The organism is Maribellus luteus (assembly GCF_003576475.1).
Classification (GTDB): Bacteria; Bacteroidota; Bacteroidia; order Bacteroidales; family Prolixibacteraceae; genus Draconibacterium; species Draconibacterium luteum.
In genome coordinates this window covers 43,958-64,073 of record NZ_QWGR01000002.1, presented here as the reverse complement: position 1 = coordinate 64,073, position 20,116 = coordinate 43,958, and the positions used below count along the sequence as shown (strand labels likewise).

Below are 20,116 nucleotides of genomic sequence, written 5' to 3'. Positions count from 1 at the left end.
TTTAATTCTCGCTTTGCGATTTTTCCGTGGTATTGTTTTCAAGCTGAATCCGGGTTCTCGGCAGGCTTTCAGGGTATTTCTTCTGAAGAAATTCAATCAGTTTCTCGCGGATGAACACCCTCAAATCCCAGGCTGTTGACGAGTCTTTTGCACTCATCAGTGCGCGAATCTCCACCCCGTTTGTTTTGGCATCGGTTACCTGCAACACATTTACTTTTTTATTCCACAGCGGGCTTGATTCCAGCAAACGGGTCAATTCATTCCGAAGCGCCTCAAACGATACCTGGTAATCGGTATAAATAAAAACCGTTCCCAAAATTTCGGCAGAGGTACGTGTCCAGTTCTGAAAGGGCTTTTCAAAGAAATAGGTGGAAGGAACAATCAGCCGCCGCTGGTCCCAAATGTGCACCACCACATAGGTCAGGGTGATCTCCTCAATCCTTCCCCACTCTCCTTCTATCACCACCACATCGTCGAGCCGGATGGGTTGCGTAATGGCAATCTGAAGACCGGCCAGCACAGCGCCAATCAGCTTTTGCGCGGCAAAACCAATAATAATACCGGCCACGCCCGCCGAAGCAAAAAGACTTATTCCCAAACGCTTCACCTCATCAAACAACATCAAAATACTCCCAATGGCAATGATCACCACCAGTGCAATAATGATACTCTCCATGATATTGAACTGCGTGTGAAATTTTCTCGATCGCAGGTTGTCTGTTTTCGAGGTATCGTACTTTTCCAGAAACGCGCGCTTGCTGGTTCTAAGAAAAACGATTATCAGCCAGGCAACGCTGACGATCATTAAAATAGAACCGGTTTTATCAAAAAAACGGAACCATTGATCATCCACCAATTCATATTTTTCAAGAAAGTATTTTACAAATACCGCCGAGGTAAACAACAAAAAGGGGACGATGAATTTTTTCAGTTTTTGCATGGCAAGATGATTTTGATTTGTCTTCAGCAACAGAAATAAACATCCTGTTATTCTTCCGTAAATTAATAAATTCGAGGGAATCAGTTGAATTGGCCGCTTATTTCCTAACAGCTAAACTTCGAAATGGTTGCAAGCAAAAAGGAGGCCTCCCGACCTCCTTCTCTTATCTGATTCAAAAAATTAGTTCCTGGTAATTACCGTTCCCGGGGCAAAGTAGCCCGCGTAAGCGGTTTCAGAATGAAGGGCATCCACGGCTTTTTTGATGCCGTCGTCGTCGTTAATAGCCGCACGAATGGCCCCTTTCTGATAGTAGTAGCGCGAAACAATCTCGTCTTCGAGCAACTCGCTTATTTCTTTCCTGAACTCTTTCAGGTCTTTATCCAGATTGGGCTCCAGTTTTGCTTTCAGCGCTTCAAATTCTGCCTCTGCCAAACCGTAGTACTTTTCCCTTTTGGCCGTTTCCATCAGCGTTTTAAATTCTTCCTGCGATTCCGAATCGTATTTAAAATCACTGTTTTCCACATAATCTACAAACTGATTGTAAATTTCGTCGTTGATCACAAAATCTTCGGGTTGAGGGATCGACGCATTCTCGTTCGAATATTTCGTAGCAAAATCAAACACCTTGAAACGGGTAACCAGTTCAATGGCCAGTGTACTTAGCTGGTCGCCTTCAATTTTCAGATCGGGTACCACACCTCCGCCATCAAAAACCTTGCGGCCGTGCTTGGTGCTGAATTCGGTAATCAGCGAATCAGGAATGTGGCCCACACTCCCATCTTCGTTCCGGTGCGAATAATCGAGCGCCTGGATACAACGCCCGCTCGGAATATAGTATTTTGCAGTGGTCACTTTCAGTTTCGTGTTGTAACTTAGGTCGCGGGTGGTTTGCACCAGGCCTTTTCCAAAAGTGCGGGTACCTACCACAATACCACGGTCGAGGTCCTGGATGGCGCCGGCTACAATTTCGGATGCGGAAGCCGATCCCCGGTTAACCAATACTGCAATTTTAATGGTTGTATCAAGCGGCGCAGAAGTCGCGCTATAGGTTTTGTCCCACTGTTTTACCTTTCCGCGGGTGCTAACAATTTCCTCGCCCTTGGGCACAAAAAAGTTAACAATGTTCACCGCTTCCATCAGCAAGCCTCCGGGGTTTCCGCGAAGATCGAGCACCAAAGCATCGGGATTGTTCTTTTTCAGCTCAAGAAAAGCTTTCTGAACATCTTTGCTGCAATCGGCGGTAAACTGCGTAAGCCGAATATAGCCGGTACGATTATCCAGCATTCCGTAATAAGGCACTGCGTTAATCGATATTTTCTCGCGTACCACGTCAACCGTAAAAGGCTTTTTATCTCCAGGGCGCTGCAACTTGATTGTCACCGGCTGATTGGCCGGGCCTTTCAATAAATTACTTACGTCTTCGGTATTCATTTCCTTGGTCTCTTTTCCCGAGACTTCAAGAATAATGTCACCGGCTTTTAACCCTGATTTTTGCGCCGGAAAACCTTCGTAAGGCTCCGAGATAACAATTTTACCGTTCTGCTGTCCGATTAAAGCCCCAATTCCGGCGTATTCCCCGGTAGTCATAAACCGAAAATCCTCGATCTGGTCTTCCGAAATATAGTTGGTATAAGGATCCAGCGACATCAACATGTCGTCGATACTGGTTTTTACCAGTTTATCGGGGTCGATATCATCCACATAAAACATGTTCAGTTCCCTGAAAAGGGTATGGTAGATATCCAGGTTCTTGGCAATTTCAAAATTTTTCTCGTCGCGGGTGAAGCCCAAAACCATGGCACCCATCACCACGACCAGCAACACTCCTATCCAAATTTTCTTCTTCATTTTTTCCTTCCTTTCTGAAATAATTTGAGTTACAACTCAACAATGACCGTCAAAAGTAACAATTCTTACCTCAAATAAGTTAACCAAATCCGATTTCCATTACGTTAATTTATATTAAAACCTTGTGGTGCCATCCCGCTTTCACTCCTACAACAAACACTGTCAGCCAGCAGATTAGTCAACTCTCCGAAATAATTTCGCCAAAAATTTTATCGCCGGAATTAAACCGGAAAAGTAAAAACATGTCCAAAGGGTTGAATTCAATCATTTAAAATAAAAGCTATGAAAATCAGATTCTTAACATTGACACTGATCACGGTACTGGCCGTATCGTCAATGGCAATTGCACAACAAAAGCCGGAAGGCAAAAGAGGTGAACGTGCACAGCGCGAAGCATTGATGCCGCGCCACGAACGCATGGCCGAACGCGTGAACCATTTTTTCACCGAAGAGCAACAGGAACAGGTGAAAGCCATTCGTTTGGAAACAGCCAAACAGGTAAAACCGCTTCGCAACGAACTGGGCGAACTGGAAGCCCGTCAGCAAACATTAACCACAGCCGACAAAGCTGATTTAAATGCCATTTACAGCAACATCGACAAAATGACGGGGGTAAAAGCCGAGATTCAGAAAATTATGGCCAAACAACATCAGCAAATCCGCTCGCTGCTTACCGAAGAGCAGTTGCTAAAGTTTGATGCCATGAAAGGCCGGATGATGGAAAAACGCGGCAAAGGCTTCGGAGACCGGAAAGCCCCCCGCCAGCATGCAGGGTAAAACATCCGGAAAATACAAACAGGAAAGGTTGACTTGTCAGGTCAGCCTTTTTTGTTGAAAGCCAATCTATAACTTCAAATTTTATTGGTACCCATCCCCTTATCCTTCCCAGCAAGCAAGCAAGCAAGCAAGGAAGCCTGCCTGCAGTAGGCAGGGATGACTAGCCGTAGCTTAAATGCAAATTAAAATCAATACTTCGCAAGCCTCCATCGTTTTGGTAGCTAATCGTCTTTCCCTTCCTGGAAGCTACCCTTTATACACAAATATGAATTTTAAAAAAGCTAGAAAATAAGGAATAGCCAATAAAAAGGTGTCAAGAACTGAATAAGTTAAGCCAAAAATTTTCTGATTTCTTATTCTTTTTATTCCATGTTTCTTATTAAAAATCATTCGTATTTTCTTCAAATCCAGGGAAAAGATATGTATAGAGGATAGTCAGGAAGAGAGAGACAGGAGTGAGGGTAAATCAGCCCAAAAATTATTAATTTTCATATACTACTATTAACTTCCGTGGGTGATTGGCCTCGATTGTGGTTGTTTTGTTTTCACCAGCTGAAAACCGCCGTTCAAAAAGTTTTACCGACAAAATTCCTATGTTCAACGATTTAATTCCCTGCTCCGAAAGTGTTTCACCTAACTTTAAGGAAAATAAGCCAAACAAAAACAGCAAAATTATGAAGCAAAAAATCTTAATCCTGAGCCTCTTCATCCTCACTGTCTCCATGCACTCGTGTATGCTGTCTCCTTCTGTCAAAGGAGATGGAAATGTTACTGAAGAAGAACGTAAGACAGACGATTTTGACGGAATCAAAGCCGGCAGAGGAATGAACGTTTACATAACACAGGGTGATGACTTTCGCGTAATGGTAAAGGCCGATGAAAACCTGCATGAATTTATTGAAACACAAGTGGACAACGGTGTTTTGCTTGTTAGCAGCAAGGCCAACATCCGGAAGTCCAAATCAAAAGCAGTTTATGTCACCCTGCCCGATTTGGAAACGGTTAAAGCAAGTGCCGGGAGCAATGTGTTTACCGAGTCGGGTATCCGCGCTAACGAGCTGGACGTAAAAGCATCGGCAGGCAGCAATATTAATCTCGAAGTAAAAGCCGCCAAAATAATTGTTTCGGCCAGCGCCGGATCGAACATCTGGCTAAAGGGAGCTACCGATAAACTGCATGCGACGGCCAGTGCGGGATCGAACATCAAAGCCGGAGACCTGAAAACCGACAAGGCCGAAATTAAAGTAAGCAGCGGGTCAAACATCTGGACTTTGGTTGACCAGAGCTTCAGCGGAAAAGCCAGCAGCGGCGGAAATATTTTCTATGCGGGCAATCCTTCTCAAACAGAGATAAGCAAATCATCGGGCGGAAATGTCATAAAAAATTAAGTAAAGTGTAACTTTCCTTTTAACCCGGCGTCATTACCTAAACAAAAAGCAAAACAAACAATTCGAATATGAAAACATTAACAAGCATGCTACTCCTGATTATGATCGCTTTTACAGGAGTGGGAACAGTATTGGCCAGCGACGAAACTCAAAACCGAAATGTCAGGGATTTCAATGCCATTAAAGTATCAACAGGAATAGACCTTTACCTGTCGATGGGAAATGAAGAATCGGTAAAAATTGTTGCCGAGAATGACATTATTGACAACATCAAAACCGAAGTAAAAAACGGTGTGTTGCACATTTACATGAAACAAAACAACAGCTGGTTTAACTGGAGTGGCAATAAAACACGCAAAGCCTATGTAAGTGTAAAAGAGCTGGTTGCCCTGGATGCTTCTTCAGGATCGGACGTGGAAACAGAGAATACACTGGAGGGTGATCAACTGGAAGTAAAAGCCAGCAGCGGAAGCGATGTAAAACTGGCTTTGCATGTGAAGAATTTCTCGATCGATACCAGCAGTGGTTCCGATGCACGACTCAGCGGAAAAGTAAAATACCTGACCGCCGAAGCCAGCAGCGGAAGCGACATCGATGCCAGCGACCTGGAATCGGTGGTTTGCCATGCCAAAGCCAGCAGTGGTTCCGACATTAGCCTAACCGTCACCGAAGAAATTCATGCCAAAGCCAGTAGCGGTGCCGATATTGTTTACTACGGAAAACCTGCAACAAAAGACATTGATGAATCGAGCGGCGGCGACGTTCGCCAACGATAATCAAAAGAATAACGATACTGAAAGGCGGAATACCCGCCTTTTTTTGTGACTTCATCCGTCGTTTTGAAGATAATAACTTATTTTGCGCTTGCATTTTAACTGGTATGTACAAAGCGCTTAAACGAATCTTTTTTGTTGTCACCCTTCTTCTTTCCGGATCAATCACTTTGTGGTCGCAGGAAGGGAATGCACTTCAGTTTATCCGGAGTGTCAGCCAGTCGGGCAACACCAACCCCGCCTATCAAAACGAAGACGAGCGAATCGTGATTGGTTTGCCTTTTCTGTCGGGCTTAACCCTTGACTGGAAAGCCAATTTCGCCCCCGACTATATTTTTGCCAAGCGCTTTTCATACAGCTTCGACCGTTTTTTCAACGAACTGGGAGAACCCGGCGATGCTTTCCCAACGGCCACGGTCCCTGTTTTTTACATCAGCAAACGGCAAGGATTGCAAAACTTCAGCTTTTCTGTTTCCGAAAAAACCGTTGCTACCTCTAACTTCGACCACCACATCCTGCACTTTATAGACCAGGGACTACTTCCCTATTACAACAGCGAAAAAGAAGTCTTTGGGCCACTGTCGTTCAAAGCCTTTCAATACCGCGAAGTGGCTTTTGGATATTCCAGCCAAATATGGGACGGGCTCACCATCGGCATTCGACCCAAGCTTCTGTTTGCCCGTTTCTATTACGATGTTTCGGACCTGAATGTGGAAGTGGAAACCGATACCGAACAGCAACAACTGTTGGTTACTCCGCGGGGAACTTACACCCTTGCCGGCCCGATTGACGTAACCTACAAGGAAGAAGAACAGGCTACTTTAATCCGTCCCAATCCACAGCCGGGCGATTATTTTTTCAATTTTCACAACCTAAGCCCGGCCATTGACCTGGGACTTACTTACCGCATCAACAAAAAAACCGAAGTGGCAGTTTCGCTGCTCGACCTTGGATACCTGGGTTTTAAACACCGTGCTTATGATGTTGAGTTTATTGGCCCGCTTCGTTATGCTCAGGAAGAATTGTACCAATCAAACAATCCTGATTCACCGATCAATTACAAGGAACCCAAACTGGCCCTACAGGATTTTTCCGACAGAACGCCCTACATAGTTAGCGGGGAACCGGTAACAAAACGAGTCATACAAAAGCTTCCGCTAAAAATGATTGCCGGGATAAAAACGCGACTAAGCAAAACCTCGGAGGCAGGTGTTTCCAACCAACTCACGAGTTACCCCGACAGATCTTACAATTACCTCACAGCCTTTTACCATACCGGGCTGGGCGAACGCTGGAACCTGGCGGGAACTGTCAGTCTTTACAAAACAAAAAAAATACTACCTGGAATCGGTGCCAGTTACACGGGTCGCCGAGCCCAATATTTCCTGAGCACAAATAATATTACCGGACTTGTAAAACCCTCCTCCGCAAAAAGCTTAAATTTGTCTTTTGGAGTGAATTTTTTATTTTCCACCTTTCAAAATTAGAAGAACATGACCTTATTCATACCGTTGTTCCTGGTGAACTTCCTGCGCACTTTATTCATTATTGCATTGATTTACTTTGCGATCCGCTTTGTGTCGCGCTACATTCTGCCTATGTTGATTGACAAAGGCGTTAAAAATATGCAGCAAAAAATGCAGGAGCAGCAACGCAGCCAGCAACGGCAGCGCCGCAACGAAGGAGAAGTTACCATTGAAGGAAACCCCAACCAACAGAAAAGAAACAACGGCAGCGAAGGCGAATATGTTGATTTTGAAGAAGTGGACTAACAGACCCATCAGCATCGGGTAAATGATTCAGTAAAAAAATTTTCTGCACACTGTAGTTTCTCCCATATCACACACAGGAAGATTTGTAAAATGGAATATTCCTTCATTCCAAATATTTATTCAGCGTTTATTGTTATTGTTAGCTTAGTTTAGTTATATTCAATGCATTAAACTAACAAAACAAACTTGAACGCATTAGTTGAGAATAGCGAACATTGGCAATCGTTGTGGGAACGTTTTATAGATGGAGATAAGAAAGCCTTTGCTCTTATTTACGAGGACAACATTGACGGCCTTTTTCAATACGGCAGCAAATTACATCCCGACGAATCCTCGGTAAAAGATGCCATCCAGGAAGTTTTTTATGATTTCTATATTAAGAGAAAGTCCATTCAAAAGTCTCACAGCATAAAATTCTACCTTCTGCTGGCCTTGAAAAGAAACCTAATCCGCAAACTCCAGGCAGAAAGGAAACAGCAGGTCAACAACGAAGAAGATGATTTTTACTCGGAACCCGAAACCAACCCGGAATACCAGACTATCAAGAAAGAATCGGAGAAAGAACTGGAAGAGAAAATCAAAAATGCCCTGTTAAAATTACCCGCCAAGCAAAAAGAAGCCGTTTACCTTCGTTTCGACGAAACCCTTCCGTACGAAGAAATTGCAAAAATTCTTGACATCTCTGTTGAGTCTGCCAGAACCCTTGTATACCGCGCCATTAAAACCATTAAGAAGATATTGAAAACACAGGGTTCCATTGTGTTGCTGACTTTTTTCAAAAAAAAGCAATAAAAAATGTCTATGTAATACGCTTTCCGGTCCTTTAGTATGTACTCATTAAAAAATACGAGTGAAAAGGATTAGCCAATACATTGACGACGAAAGTTTTATCCAGTGGATTTTCGCCCCAACGGAAGAATTGGAGAAACGATGGACAGATTATTACGAGCGGGCCAATAAGCGCGAACGAAAAAACATCGATGAAGCCAAAAGCGTTTTACTTCAGTTTAAATCAAAGCGAAAAGAAATAACAGAGAAGGAGAAGCTTGACTTATTTTCGGCTGTGCTGCACAAAATCGAGCGTCGTGAAAAATCCCGCGTCCTGCATCTATTCCACTCTCATGTGGTGAGGTATGCTGCAATTGCCATTGTTTTTTTCGCACTTGGTGCGATTCTGTTTTACCAACGCGATAATCAACCTGACGATTTACTGTTTGCTGAGGAACTAAACGAAACCGTTTCTGAAGGCGACGCAAAACTGATACGCTATACCGGCGAAAGCATTGACCTTGAAAAAGACAAATCGACCGTTGCCTACTCCAACGACGGGCTTTTGGTTGTAAACCAGGACACGATTAAAAGTGTCCCAACATCCAAAGCACCTCAACAGGAAGCACTCAACCAGCTGATTATTCCGTATGGTAAAAACTCGGAGATTCTGTTGGCCGATGGCACCAAAGTGTACCTCAACGCCGGAACAAGGCTGGTTTACCCCGAGCAATTTACCGGCTCCAAACGACAGGTTTTTTTAAGCGGTGAAGCTTTTTTCGAAGTCAGTCACGACCCGGAGCACCCGTTCATCGTTAAAACCAGCGACCTCTCGGTGGAAGTACTGGGAACACATTTTAATGTGTCGGCTTATCCGTCCGACAACATTATTGAAACCGTGCTGACCGAAGGAAAGGTTGTTCTTCAAAAAAATAAATCGGGCTTATTCGAAAAGAAAACAGAGCTTGTCCCCAACCAGCTGGCAAGCTTCGACAAACGTACCAGCGAATCCACCCTCCGGTTTGTTGATGTGGAAAACTATGTGTCGTGGAAAGACCAGATCCTGAAATTTGAAAGTTCAGATTTATTTCATGTGCTAAGCAAAGTAGAGCGGTATTACAACATACGTTTCAGCTACAGCGATTTGCCCTTGAAAGACATCCTCATCTCCGGAAAACTGGAATTACAGGAAAGTCAGGACGAGCTTATTGCCCGCATCTCCCGAACGGCTTCGGTTGATATTGTAAAAACAGAAGGGAACCGGTATGAGATAAGAAACAAAGAATGATAAAAAAGAAGGAGGAATACATATGACATAAACAAGACTGGCAGGTGTTGCACCACCTACCAGTCTAAATTTAAGTGTGTTAAATATTACAAATACTCATTTAACAAATCAAATTTATGAAAAAAAAGCGAACTATTGAGTTCTCCGGAAACAGGGAACTTAAACTGAAATTTAGAAAAATGAAACTAACAGTGATTTTGCTATTTCTGGGACTAGTCACCTTCGGGAATAGTTTCTCACAGGCAAGACTAAGCTTTCATCTCAACAATGCTGACATTCGGGAAACCATCAGCATGATTGAAGCCCAATCAAACTGCGTGTTTTTGTACAAAGACGACATTTTTGATTTCTCGCAAAAGATTTCGGTTTACTTTTCTGACACAAAAGTTGAAGACGTTATCAAAGCCTTCTGCGAACTCACCGAAGTGGATTATGAAATCCTGGACAGACAAGTGCTTTTGAAAGCAAGAGAAGTAGAACCTGGTGCTGCTCCCGATCCTATCGAGCAGCCACAACAAAAAGAGATAAGAGGAAAGATAACGGATGCCGACGGAAATCCGCTGCCCGGAGCCTCCGTTGTAGTGAAAGGCACTACCATCGGTACCACTTCCGATCCTGACGGGAACTATTCGCTTCCCGGCATTCCGGAAGACGGCACATTGGTTTTTTCGTTTGTAGGAATGAAAAGCCAGGAAGTAGCCATTACCGGACAAACAACGATAAACATCGCCCTCGAATCTGACTTAATGGATGTGGAAGAAGTAGTGGTAACTGCACTGGGAATAAAAAAACAAAGAAAAGCTTTGGGATATGCAGTGCAGGATGTTAGCGGCGATGCCCTCACCGAAGCGCGCGATGCAAACGTGGCCAATGCCCTGGCGGGTAAAATTGCAGGTGTTCAAATCAGGCAGAACGGTACCGGGGTTGGAGGTTCAACCAGAATCGTGATCCGCGGGAATAATTCGATTGCCGGAAACAACCAGCCTTTGATTGTGGTGGATGGTATTCCGATCGATAATTTTGCCAGCTCACCAGCCGACTACTGGGGAAACAGTTCCATCGACAAAGGATCCGGTTTGGGAGACATTTCTCCCGATGATATTGAAAGCATTTCCATCCTGAAAGGCGGAGCGGCAGCAGCCTTATACGGCAGCCGCGCAGGAAACGGGGTTGTACTCGTAACTACCAAAAGCGGTAGCAGCTCCAGAGGACTTGGCATTTCATTCAGTTCCAATTTTACCTTTGAAAACCCGATGCAGGTTCCCTCCTTCCAAAACGAATACGGACAAGGAGTTAACGGCGTTTTCGACAATAACCAGGTAGGTAGCTGGGGCCCGAAAATGGATGGGAAGACAGTTGAAATGGCTTTGGGCAGTTTTCCTTATGCGGCCCGTCAAAACGATTTATACAAAGACTTTCTGCAAACAGGTACCAGCTGGACAAACAGCGTTGAACTGTCAAAAGCCAATGAAAACCTGACCTACCGTTTTTCGGTAACCCGGCTCGATAACAAAGCCGTTGTTCCGAACAGCGGAATGGACCGCACCACTGTAAATTTCAGCGCCACAGCAAAATTGGCAGAATGGATCACAGCAGAGTCAAAAATTAACTACATCAACCAAAACACCAAAAACCGTATCTCGCTGGCACGCGACCCCAACAACATTTTCATGGACAACCTCTACCGTCCGCGAAGTGTTTCATTTTCTGACTACGAAGCCTACCGCGCCACCGATTGGAAACGGGCCGATGGAAAACCGGCAGCCTATGTGCTCGATCACAACGCTTCGCCAGACAACGTTTTCTGGATGACAGAAAAAAACCGCAACAGCGATAAACGCGACCGTTACATCGGGATGATCGCCCTGAATCTTTCGCTTACCGATTGGCTAAAATTAAAATTGCGAACAGGGATGGATAACTATTCCTTCTTTTACGACCTGACTCGCGCAACCGGCAATCCATATTGGGAAGTAGAAGGTTCGTACCGCACCACACAACAAACGTTCAAGGAAATCAACTCGGACTGGCTTTTAACAGCCGACAAAAGCTTTGGAGATCTTGGGCTGAGCGCCACCGTGGGTGGTAACGTAATGAAACGCGAAGCTACAGAAGATGTAAACTGGTCGGGTGCCCTCGAAATTCCCGATTTCTACACTATCTCGGCAGGCCGCGAACACCAGGCCTTTTACTCCACCTCAGAAAAGCAAATAAACTCGCTGTACGGAACAGCATCGCTTTCGTACCTGAATGCTCTTTATCTTGACCTGAGTTTACGCGGCGACTGGTCCTCTACCCTGCCATCGGATAAAAACAATTACTGGTACCCTTCCGTCAGTGGAAGTTGGGTATTTTCTGAAACCCTCGGACAACAGGGAATAGACCTGAAACCTATCTCGTTTGGGAAACTGCGTGCTTCGTGGGCAGAAGTGGGAAATGACACCGATCCGTACATGCTTGCCAACACTTTTGGACTTGATTACAACATCAAAGACGGTTTGATGGAAGTGACCCGTCAGAACTGGCGCGCCAACCCCAACCTGAGAAACGAAACCGTTCGTTCAATAGAAGCCGGTTTTGAATTACGGGCCTGGCAAAACCGAGTAGGCATTGATGTTTCGTACTATAAAAAGAATGCTTTCAATCAAATCCTGAGAATTGCCATTCCGCCGGCAACGGGTTACAGTTACGACCTGGTGAACGCCGGAAATATCCAAAACCAGGGATGGGAGCTGGCTTTAAACGCCACACTGGTGAAGGCACGTGGTTTCGAGTGGAATACGCTGATTAACTGGTCAACCAATAAAAACAAGATCATCAGCCTCACCAAAACAACCAAGAGGCAAATTCTTAGTGAAGGAACCGGTCTTCCGTTCCAGATTGTAGCGGAAGAAGGCGGCTCCTATGGCGACATTTACGGTACAGCTTATGAGCGCGACAACCAGGGGAATATTGTTATCGGAGCCAGTGGGGTTCCTGTTCAGGCGGCTGAGTTGAAAAACTTAGGGAACACTCAGCCCAAAGGCATGCTAAGCTGGTCGAACACTTTAACTCTCAACAACCTGTCGCTGGGTTGGTTGGTAGACATGTCATACGGAGCCAAAGTATTTATGGGATCCATTCAAACCGGAACCAACCACGGCACCCTGGCCATGACTTCGGATTACCGCGAAGGAAACCTGGTGGTGGACGGAGTCAAGCAAGACGGAACTCCCAACGATGTAGAAATCAATGCAGAGCAATACTGGAAAGGCATTAGCGGCATAAACGAAGCTTTTATTTACGATGCTGCCAACGTTCGTTTGCGCGAATTAAGTTTCTCCTACTCTGTTCCGCAGAGATTACTTGCGAGAACTCCGTTTACCTCTCTGAAAGCGGGTGTAGTTGCACGTAACTTATTTATGATTTACAGTACCACCGAAGGTTTTGACCCGGAGGCCGGTTTCAGTAATGCCAACAGTGTTATGGGGGTTGAATTTAACTCGATGCCAACCATGCGCAGTATTGGGTTCAATATCAATGTTTCGTTTTAATTAACCTAACCTGTAAAACTTTGAAAAATGAAGACAAGATTTAAAATACTATTCATAGCAAGCTTATTATTGACCGGGGCCTTTTCAGCGTGTGACGACCTGGTCTCCAATGTCAACCCCAACCAGCCAGACAGTAGTGTCAATTATAACTTCTCTGAATCATCGCTGGGCTCAGTTTTCCGCACAACAATTCCGGCCATTGAAGGAGATGACGAGCAGCGGGTAAAATCACTCATGGTCGATTTTTACGCCCAAATGCTGGACGGCGGTAGTTTTTCCACCCGTTACTACATCATGAACGATGACTGGAATTCCCGCATGTTTCGCCGGGTGCAAAACAGCATTGCCAACATCAACCTGGTGCTTCGTGCGCAGGAAGAGCAGGGAGATGCTTTCAACCACGCAAAAGCCGTAGCAAAAATCTGGCGCGTATGGTGTGCTTCTGTCGGAGTCGATTGGTTCGGCCCCATCCCTCTTCCGGGCTATTCCGGCGAAGTAGTGGAAAATCCGCCCTATATTTCTCCGGAGGCTGCTTATGCTGAATTCTTTGCTGAATTGGAAGAAGCCAATGCCTTGTTGTCTGCCGCCAGTGATAATCCTATTTTCAGCAACCAGAACTACGATATCATTTTTGACAATGATGTAGAGAAATGGCGCCGCTTTGGTAACTCTCTGCACCTTCGTTTGGCCTTGCGTTTATCCGAAGTGGATGCGACTACCTGCAAAGCCGAGGCACAGAAAGCAATCAATGCCGGAGTAATGGAAAGCCCGGCCGACAATGCCTTACTGCCGCCAAAAGCCGATGGTTCGTGGGGACAAAACTACAACTATACCATGTTCCAGATTACCTGGGGAGGCCCGCTGAACATGAGCTCTTCAATGGAGAAACTGTTGTCGGGTATCGGAGGTATCGACTTCCCTGCTTCAGTAACCAACGACCGAAGCGGGAAAGCCCTTTCGGCTAACCACCCCGCAATGGTCGACCCACGCGGAACCCAAATGTTTGACCCCGCCTTTGAAAATGGCGACTGGCGTGGAATGCCCGATGGCATGGACATTACCAAGCATCCCGAGTTAGATCCAACAAAATACAGGTCGGTAGTTTTTGCGGAAATGGGTTTTCTGAAAAACAACGGGGCAGTCAGAACTGCTCGCCCTTATGATTTATTTCTGTATGAAGAGGTTTGTTTTTTGAAAGCAGAAGCGGCCTTCCGTGGTTTTGTTTCGGGGCTGGATGCAAAAACAGAATATGAAAAAGGGGTGAATGCTTCTTTTGCTACCTGGGGCGTTGCGGATAAAGCCGATGCCTATCTTTCATCTACCGAAAAAAATATAGCCGGAACAAGTGCCCGTTTCGACGATACTTCCGGTGCAGGAAACACTGCGTTGGAAAAAATTATTACCCAGAAATACATTGCCTTGTTCCCCGACATGTCGCAGGAAGCCTGGAACGACAAGCGCCGCTTGAACCTTCCCCGCACCGACGTCGCGCTCGACAGAAATGAACTGATATGGCCCAGCCACAGCACGGATATAAAAGACGTGACCAATTACATCAAGCGTGTTGAATATCCCGAGAGTGAAAAAACCCTGAACGAGGTTGAATACAACAAAGCATTAACCTTGCTCGGCGGCACCGACCAGGTGAGTACAAAAATCTGGTGGGATTTGGGTAAAAACTATTGTACTTCGGCCAATTAAATGGCAATCATAATCTGAGAGTTTAGTAACTCTGTTTTTAAGTGAAGGCGGTCTGCATACAGACCGCCTTTCTTTTCTATCCGGCCGGTAGCTTCACTGCCGATTCCTGCTGGTTTTCAAAGCTTCAGAGCAATTTACCCCTCAAAACTTCCCTTCCCGAACTTTGAACCCTCAACTCTTCTCGATCCAAATCAAAAAAATCGTGTACATTTGTGCTTCAATTCAGAATTTTAACAAAAAATGGCACAAGAAGATATTTTCAAGAAACTGGTTGCACACTGCAAAGAATACGGATATGTATTTCAATCGAGCGAAATTTATGACGGGCTGGGAGCAGTGTACGATTACGGACAATACGGCGTTGAGTTAAAAAACAACATCAAAAAATACTGGTGGGACAGCATGGTGCTTTTGCACGAAAACGTAGTAGGAATCGATTCCGCTATTTTTATGCACCCTACCATTTGGAAAGCTTCGGGCCACGTGGATGCTTTTAACGATCCGCTGATCGACAACAAAGACTCGAAAAAACGTTACCGTGCCGATGTGCTGATTGAAGAACAGCTGGCAAAAATCGAAGAAAAAATAAACAAGGAAGTGGCCAAAGCTGCCAAGCGTTTTGGCGATGCTTTTGACGAACAACAATTCCGCGAAACCAACCAGCGCGTGCTGGATAACCAGGCAAAATGGAATGCATTGCACAACCGTTTTGCGCAGGCACTGAACGACAGCAACCTCGAAGAACTTCGCCAGATTATTGTCGACGAAGAAATCGCTTGTCCTATTTCAGGAACCCGTAACTGGACCGATGTACGCCAGTTTAACCTGATGTTTGCCACCGAAATGGGATCGACTGCCGACGGCGCGCTGAAGGTTTACCTGCGCCCGGAAACCGCTCAGGGAATTTTTGTGAATTACCTGAACGTGCAGAAAACCGGCCGTATGAAAATCCCCTTCGGGATTGCACAGATCGGAAAAGCTTTCCGCAACGAAATTGTAGCGCGTCAGTTTATTTTCCGTATGCGCGAATTCGAACAAATGGAAATGCAGTTCTTTGTTCGTCCGGGCAGCGAACTCGACTGGTTTGAAAAATGGAAGGAAACACGGATAAAGTGGCACCGCGCCCTTGGTTTTGGCGATGAAAACTACCGTTTCCACGAACATGAAAAGCTGGCCCACTACGCCAATGCTGCGGTTGATGTGGAATACAAATTCCCCTTTGGTTTTAAAGAAGTGGAAGGTATTCACTCACGTACTGACTTTGACCTTTCGCAACACGAAAAATTCTCGGGCAAGAAGATTCGCTACTTCGATCCTGAATTGAACGAATCCTACGTTCCGTATGTAGTGGAAACATCGATTGGCCTGGACCGCATGTTCCTTCAGGTAATTTCAGCTTCGTACTGCGAAGAACAGCTGGAGAAAGACTCACGCGTGGTACTGAAAATCCCTGCTGCCCTGGCTCCGGTAAAACTGGCCGTTCTGCCGCTGGTAAAAAAAGACGGAATGCCTGAAAAAGCGCGCGAAATCATCGACAGCCTGAAGTTCGACTTCAACTGTCAGTACGACGAGAAAGACTCGATCGGGAAACGCTACCGCCGCCAGGATGCCATTGGAACACCGTTCTGTGTAACTGTTGACCACCAGTCGCTGGAAGACAACACCGTTACCATCCGTTACCGTGACACCATGGAACAGGAACGCGTTGCCATCGCCGACCTTGGAAAGATCATTGGCGAACAGGTAAGTATGAAGAATTTGTTTGGGAAGATAAATTAGGCTCTGCTTGTTAAGACGAAAGTTCACGCAAAAATCGGATTTTGTTTTTAATAGCACTTCCTTTCTTTTCTACGGCCAATTATGTTTCCCTGAGTATTAAAGAAAAAATTAAAGAAGCCTCATGTAATGATGATGTATTCGATAATAATAGCGGTGTATAATCGCACCGGAGAAGTTAAGGAGCTTTTGGAAAGTGCAGAGAAGCTTGATTTTGACAGAGAAAGATTTGAGTTCCTTTTTGTGGATGATGGGTCAAAAGATGGGTTCCAGAATTATATTGAGAACTATCGGTCAAAGACAGGCATACAAATAAGAATCATTTATCAAGAAAACAAAGGCCCGGGAGAAGCGAGAAATAATGGGATGAGAAATGCTTCCGGGCAATACTTTATCTTTGTTGATTCAGACTGTATGTTTCCGTCCCATTGGCTTTGTACGATCGATAGAGAAATAAAACAACACGGTTACGAAGCTTTTGGTGGTCCTGATACTTGTCATGAATCATTCAGCCCTTTATTGAAAGCCATTACCTATTCCATGACATCAAAACTTGGTACAGGTGGTACACGGGGACAGAAAAAAAGTATTGGGAAATTCTATCCCCGCAGCTTTAATATGGGAATCCATCGGAAGGTATTTGAAAATATTGGAGGAATGAACCAACTTCGCCACGGGCAGGATATGGACTTCTCTCAGCGAATTTATGATGCGGGTTATAAAGTTGGTTTGATTTCGGATGCTTTTGTTTACCACAAGCGCCGTACCAGCCTTTCGAAGTTTTACCGGCAAATCTTTAATTGGGGAGTAGCTCGAATTAATTTATCATTGGCTCATCCATCCCTGTTAAAACCAATTCATCTAATTCCGGCAATGGTTGTCCTTGGCTTGATTCTACTTGTTTTTTTTACGATGATTTTTCCCAAATGGGGCGGATACCTCTGGGCAACAACGGGAATTGTGTATTTCCTGGTAAACCTGACTGCCTTTTTTCAATCATTTTTTCAATATAAAAACATTAAGGCTGCCATACTGTCACCGGTTACATTAAATATACAAGTATTTGCATATGGTTTGGGACTGATCAAAGCTCTTTGGCAAACAAAAATACTGGGAAGAAAAGAAGCAGAAGGATTCGTAAAAAACTATTACAGTAAAAAGAAACTGGAAAGCCGATAAAATTGCACCTTTTAAAAGAGTTATCAAATAGATGAAAGTATTAATAATTTTTGGGACAAGACCAGAAGCCATAAAAATGGCTCCATTGGTAAAGGAATTTGAGAAGCATTCTGACTACTTTCAGACAAAAGTTTGCGTTACTGCACAGCACAGAGAGATGTTAGATCAGGTTTTGGATATTTTTGATATTAAGCCCGACTATGATTTAGATATTATGAAACAAGGGCAGGACCTATTTGATATAAGTGCCCGGGTGCTGTTGGGCATAAGAAATATCTTACAAGATTTTACTCCTGATATTGTCTTTGTACACGGCGATACTTCCACTTCTACATTTGCCGCACTTGCCGCCTTTTATCAGCAAATTCCGGTAGCTCATATTGAAGCAGGACTCAGAACAAACAATATATACTCTCCGTGGCCTGAGGAAATGAACCGCCAAATGACAGGAAGAATTGCAAGCTATCATTTCTGCCCTACCGTTTTCGCAAAAAACAATCTCCTAAAAGAAAATATTTCCGATAGAAATATTGTTGTTACGGGCAATACGGTAATTGATGCTTTGTTTTTAGTTCTGGATAAAATAAAAAATGACAGAAATAAAGAAATATCGATAGAACGTGCTATCAGGGACAAAGGATACAGTATCAGTGAAAGGAAATTTTTACTTGTAACCGGACACAGGCGGGAGAATTTCGGGCATGGCTTTATCAATATCTGCGAGGCTCTGAAAGAAATTGCCCTTTCTAATCCTGATATAGATATTGTTTACCCGATGCACCTAAACCCGAATGTCAGAAAGCCTGTAACCGAAATATTAAATAATGTGGGTAATGTGTTTCTTATAGAACCCTTAGAGTACCTGGCATTTGTTTACCTAATGTCGAAATCATATTTTGTAATAACTGACTCGGGAGGCATTCAGGAAGAGGCTCCAAGCTTGGGAAAACCAGTACTCGTAATGAGGGATACAACAGAAAGACCTGAAGCGGTAGAGGCTGGAACAGTAATATTAGTAGGAACAGATAAAGAAAAAATAGTACTGGAAGCGGAAAGACTATTAAAGGATTCCGGGCATTTTGAGAGAATGAGCGAGCTGCATAATCCCTACGGAGATGGCAAAGCAACAGAAAAAATTATAGAATACCTAAAAGCAATATAGAGATGAAGGTCTGTTTTATAGGACTAGGATACATAGGACTACCAACAGCAGTAGTTTCTGCGTCTAAAGGGCTAACAGTAATTGGTGTTGACATAAATGAAGATATAGTCAATACGGTAAACGAGGGGAAGATACATATTGTTGAGCCAGGGTTAGGCGAACTGACCAGATCTGTAGTAGAATCAGGCAACCTGACAGCCTCCTTAAAACCGGAATTAAGTGATGTATACTTGGTTGTGGTTCCCACTCCATTTAAAGGAAATCATGAACCCGATATTTCCTATGTAGAAGCAGCGACCGTAAGTATTATCAATTTATTGAAAGAGGGAGATACATACATCATTGAATCTACATCGCCAATTGGAACTACAGAAAAAATGGCCGAACTGATCTTTTCGTTACGTCCAGAACTTCATAACAAAATCAATATTGCCTACTGCCCCGAAAGAGTATTACCCGGTAATGTGATCTTTGAACTGGAAAATAATGACAGGGTAATAGGTGGAATTGATGATAAATCTACAGATGCAGCAATAGAGTTCTACACAAAGTTCGTTCGTGGAAAATTGCATCGCACAAATGCAAGAACAGCAGAAATGGTTAAGCTGACTGAGAATTCGAGCCGGGACGTTCAAATCGCTTTTGCAAACGAACTTTCGATAATATGCAATAAAGCTGGAATTAACGTTTGGGAATTAATCGAATTGGCAAACAAACACCCACGAGTAAATATCTTATGGCCCGGATGTGGCGTAGGAGGACATTGCATTGCAGTCGATCCTTATTTTATTACTTCTGATTTTCCTGAAGAATCAAAAATAATAGCAAAAGCCCGCGAAATAAATAACTACAAAACTCTATGGTGTGTGGAACAAACTAAAAATGCTATACTTAAGTATGAACTGGAGAATGGCAGAAAACCATCCATTGCACTTATGGGACTTGCATTTAAACCCAATATCGATGACTTAAGGGAATCTCCGGCAAAATATATTGTTGAGCTGTTACTGCAGGAATTGACTGAAAGAGATGTGTTTATTGCAGAACCAAATATTTCAACTCACAATAGGTTTAAGCTGACTTCCTATGAAGAAGCGTACAAAAATGCCGACATTGTAGTTTTTCTTGTGGCTCACAAAGAGTTTAATGCTATAAAACAGGCAAATGATAAAGTTCTCCTTGATTTTTGCGGAGTTCTTAAAAATTGAATC

15 protein-coding genes are annotated in these 20,116 nt (G+C 44.1%); 13 read left to right on the top strand and 2 right to left on the bottom strand.

Going from position 1 to position 20,116, the window contains the following annotated elements:
- Position 1 precedes the first annotated feature (1 nt).
- Together D1614_RS03040 and D1614_RS03035 are read right to left on the bottom strand one after the other, a co-directional pair.
- Positions 2-940, bottom strand: a complete 939-nt coding sequence (locus tag D1614_RS03040) for a mechanosensitive ion channel family protein (protein WP_119436420.1) — start codon at positions 938-940, stop codon at positions 2-4.
- A gap of 180 nt (positions 941-1,120) precedes the next feature.
- Positions 1,121-2,788, bottom strand: coding sequence for a S41 family peptidase (locus D1614_RS03035; protein WP_119436419.1), 1,668 nt, complete (start codon positions 2,786-2,788; stop codon positions 1,121-1,123).
- A gap of 282 nt (positions 2,789-3,070) precedes the next feature.
- On the opposite strand from D1614_RS03035, the gene D1614_RS03030 reads away from it, so the two are divergent.
- The 13 genes from D1614_RS03030 (at position 3,071) to wecC (ending at position 20,113) form a co-directional block, all read left to right on the top strand.
- Positions 3,071-3,565 (top strand): Spy/CpxP family protein refolding chaperone, encoded by a 495-nt coding sequence (locus D1614_RS03030; protein ID WP_119436418.1) that lies wholly within the window; start codon positions 3,071-3,073, stop codon positions 3,563-3,565.
- A gap of 674 nt (positions 3,566-4,239) precedes the next feature.
- The gene (locus D1614_RS03025) at positions 4,240-4,953 is read left to right on the top strand and encodes a head GIN domain-containing protein (RefSeq protein ID WP_162304391.1); all 714 of its coding nucleotides are present in this window, start codon (positions 4,240-4,242) and stop codon (positions 4,951-4,953) included.
- Between the two features lie 68 nt (positions 4,954-5,021).
- Positions 5,022-5,729 (top strand): head GIN domain-containing protein, encoded by a 708-nt coding sequence (locus D1614_RS03020; protein ID WP_119436416.1) that lies wholly within the window; start codon positions 5,022-5,024, stop codon positions 5,727-5,729.
- Between the two features lie 104 nt (positions 5,730-5,833).
- Entirely contained in the window at positions 5,834-7,213 is a 1,380-nt protein-coding gene (locus tag D1614_RS03015; RefSeq protein WP_119436415.1) for a DUF5723 family protein, read from the top strand.
- Between the two features lie 6 nt (positions 7,214-7,219).
- Complete coding sequence (locus tag D1614_RS03010; RefSeq protein ID WP_119436414.1) at positions 7,220-7,498, top strand: DUF4834 family protein; 279 nt, start codon at positions 7,220-7,222, stop codon at positions 7,496-7,498.
- A 186-nt stretch (positions 7,499-7,684) separates the two neighbouring features.
- Positions 7,685-8,290 carry an RNA polymerase sigma factor gene (locus tag D1614_RS03005; RefSeq protein ID WP_119436413.1) on the top strand — a complete coding sequence of 202 codons (606 nt, stop codon included), beginning with the start codon at positions 7,685-7,687 and terminating at the stop codon, positions 8,288-8,290.
- Between the two features lie 58 nt (positions 8,291-8,348).
- Positions 8,349-9,554 (top strand): FecR family protein, encoded by a 1,206-nt coding sequence (locus D1614_RS03000; protein ID WP_119436412.1) that lies wholly within the window; start codon positions 8,349-8,351, stop codon positions 9,552-9,554.
- Between the two features lie 179 nt (positions 9,555-9,733).
- Positions 9,734-13,087 carry a SusC/RagA family TonB-linked outer membrane protein gene (locus D1614_RS02995; protein ID WP_206609917.1) on the top strand — a complete coding sequence of 1,118 codons (3,354 nt, stop codon included), beginning with the start codon at positions 9,734-9,736 and terminating at the stop codon, positions 13,085-13,087.
- A gap of 27 nt (positions 13,088-13,114) precedes the next feature.
- Complete coding sequence (locus tag D1614_RS02990; RefSeq protein ID WP_119436411.1) at positions 13,115-14,788, top strand: SusD/RagB family nutrient-binding outer membrane lipoprotein; 1,674 nt, start codon at positions 13,115-13,117, stop codon at positions 14,786-14,788.
- A 240-nt stretch (positions 14,789-15,028) separates the two neighbouring features.
- On the top strand, positions 15,029-16,567 hold the full coding sequence (locus tag D1614_RS02985; protein ID WP_119436410.1) for a glycine--tRNA ligase: 1,539 nt from the start codon (positions 15,029-15,031) through the stop codon (positions 16,565-16,567).
- Positions 16,568-16,693: 126 nt separating this feature from the next.
- On the top strand, positions 16,694-17,743 hold the full coding sequence (locus tag D1614_RS02980) for a glycosyltransferase (RefSeq protein ID WP_119436409.1): 1,050 nt from the start codon (positions 16,694-16,696) through the stop codon (positions 17,741-17,743).
- Positions 17,744-17,774: 31 nt separating this feature from the next.
- Positions 17,775-18,905: a non-hydrolyzing UDP-N-acetylglucosamine 2-epimerase gene (gene wecB / locus D1614_RS02975; protein WP_119436408.1), complete on the top strand. Its 1,131-nt coding sequence runs from the start codon at positions 17,775-17,777 to the stop codon at positions 18,903-18,905.
- A gap of 2 nt (positions 18,906-18,907) precedes the next feature.
- Positions 18,908-20,113: a UDP-N-acetyl-D-mannosamine dehydrogenase gene (wecC, locus tag D1614_RS02970; RefSeq protein ID WP_119436407.1), complete on the top strand. Its 1,206-nt coding sequence runs from the start codon at positions 18,908-18,910 to the stop codon at positions 20,111-20,113.
- The last annotated feature ends 3 nt before the right edge of the window (positions 20,114-20,116 follow it).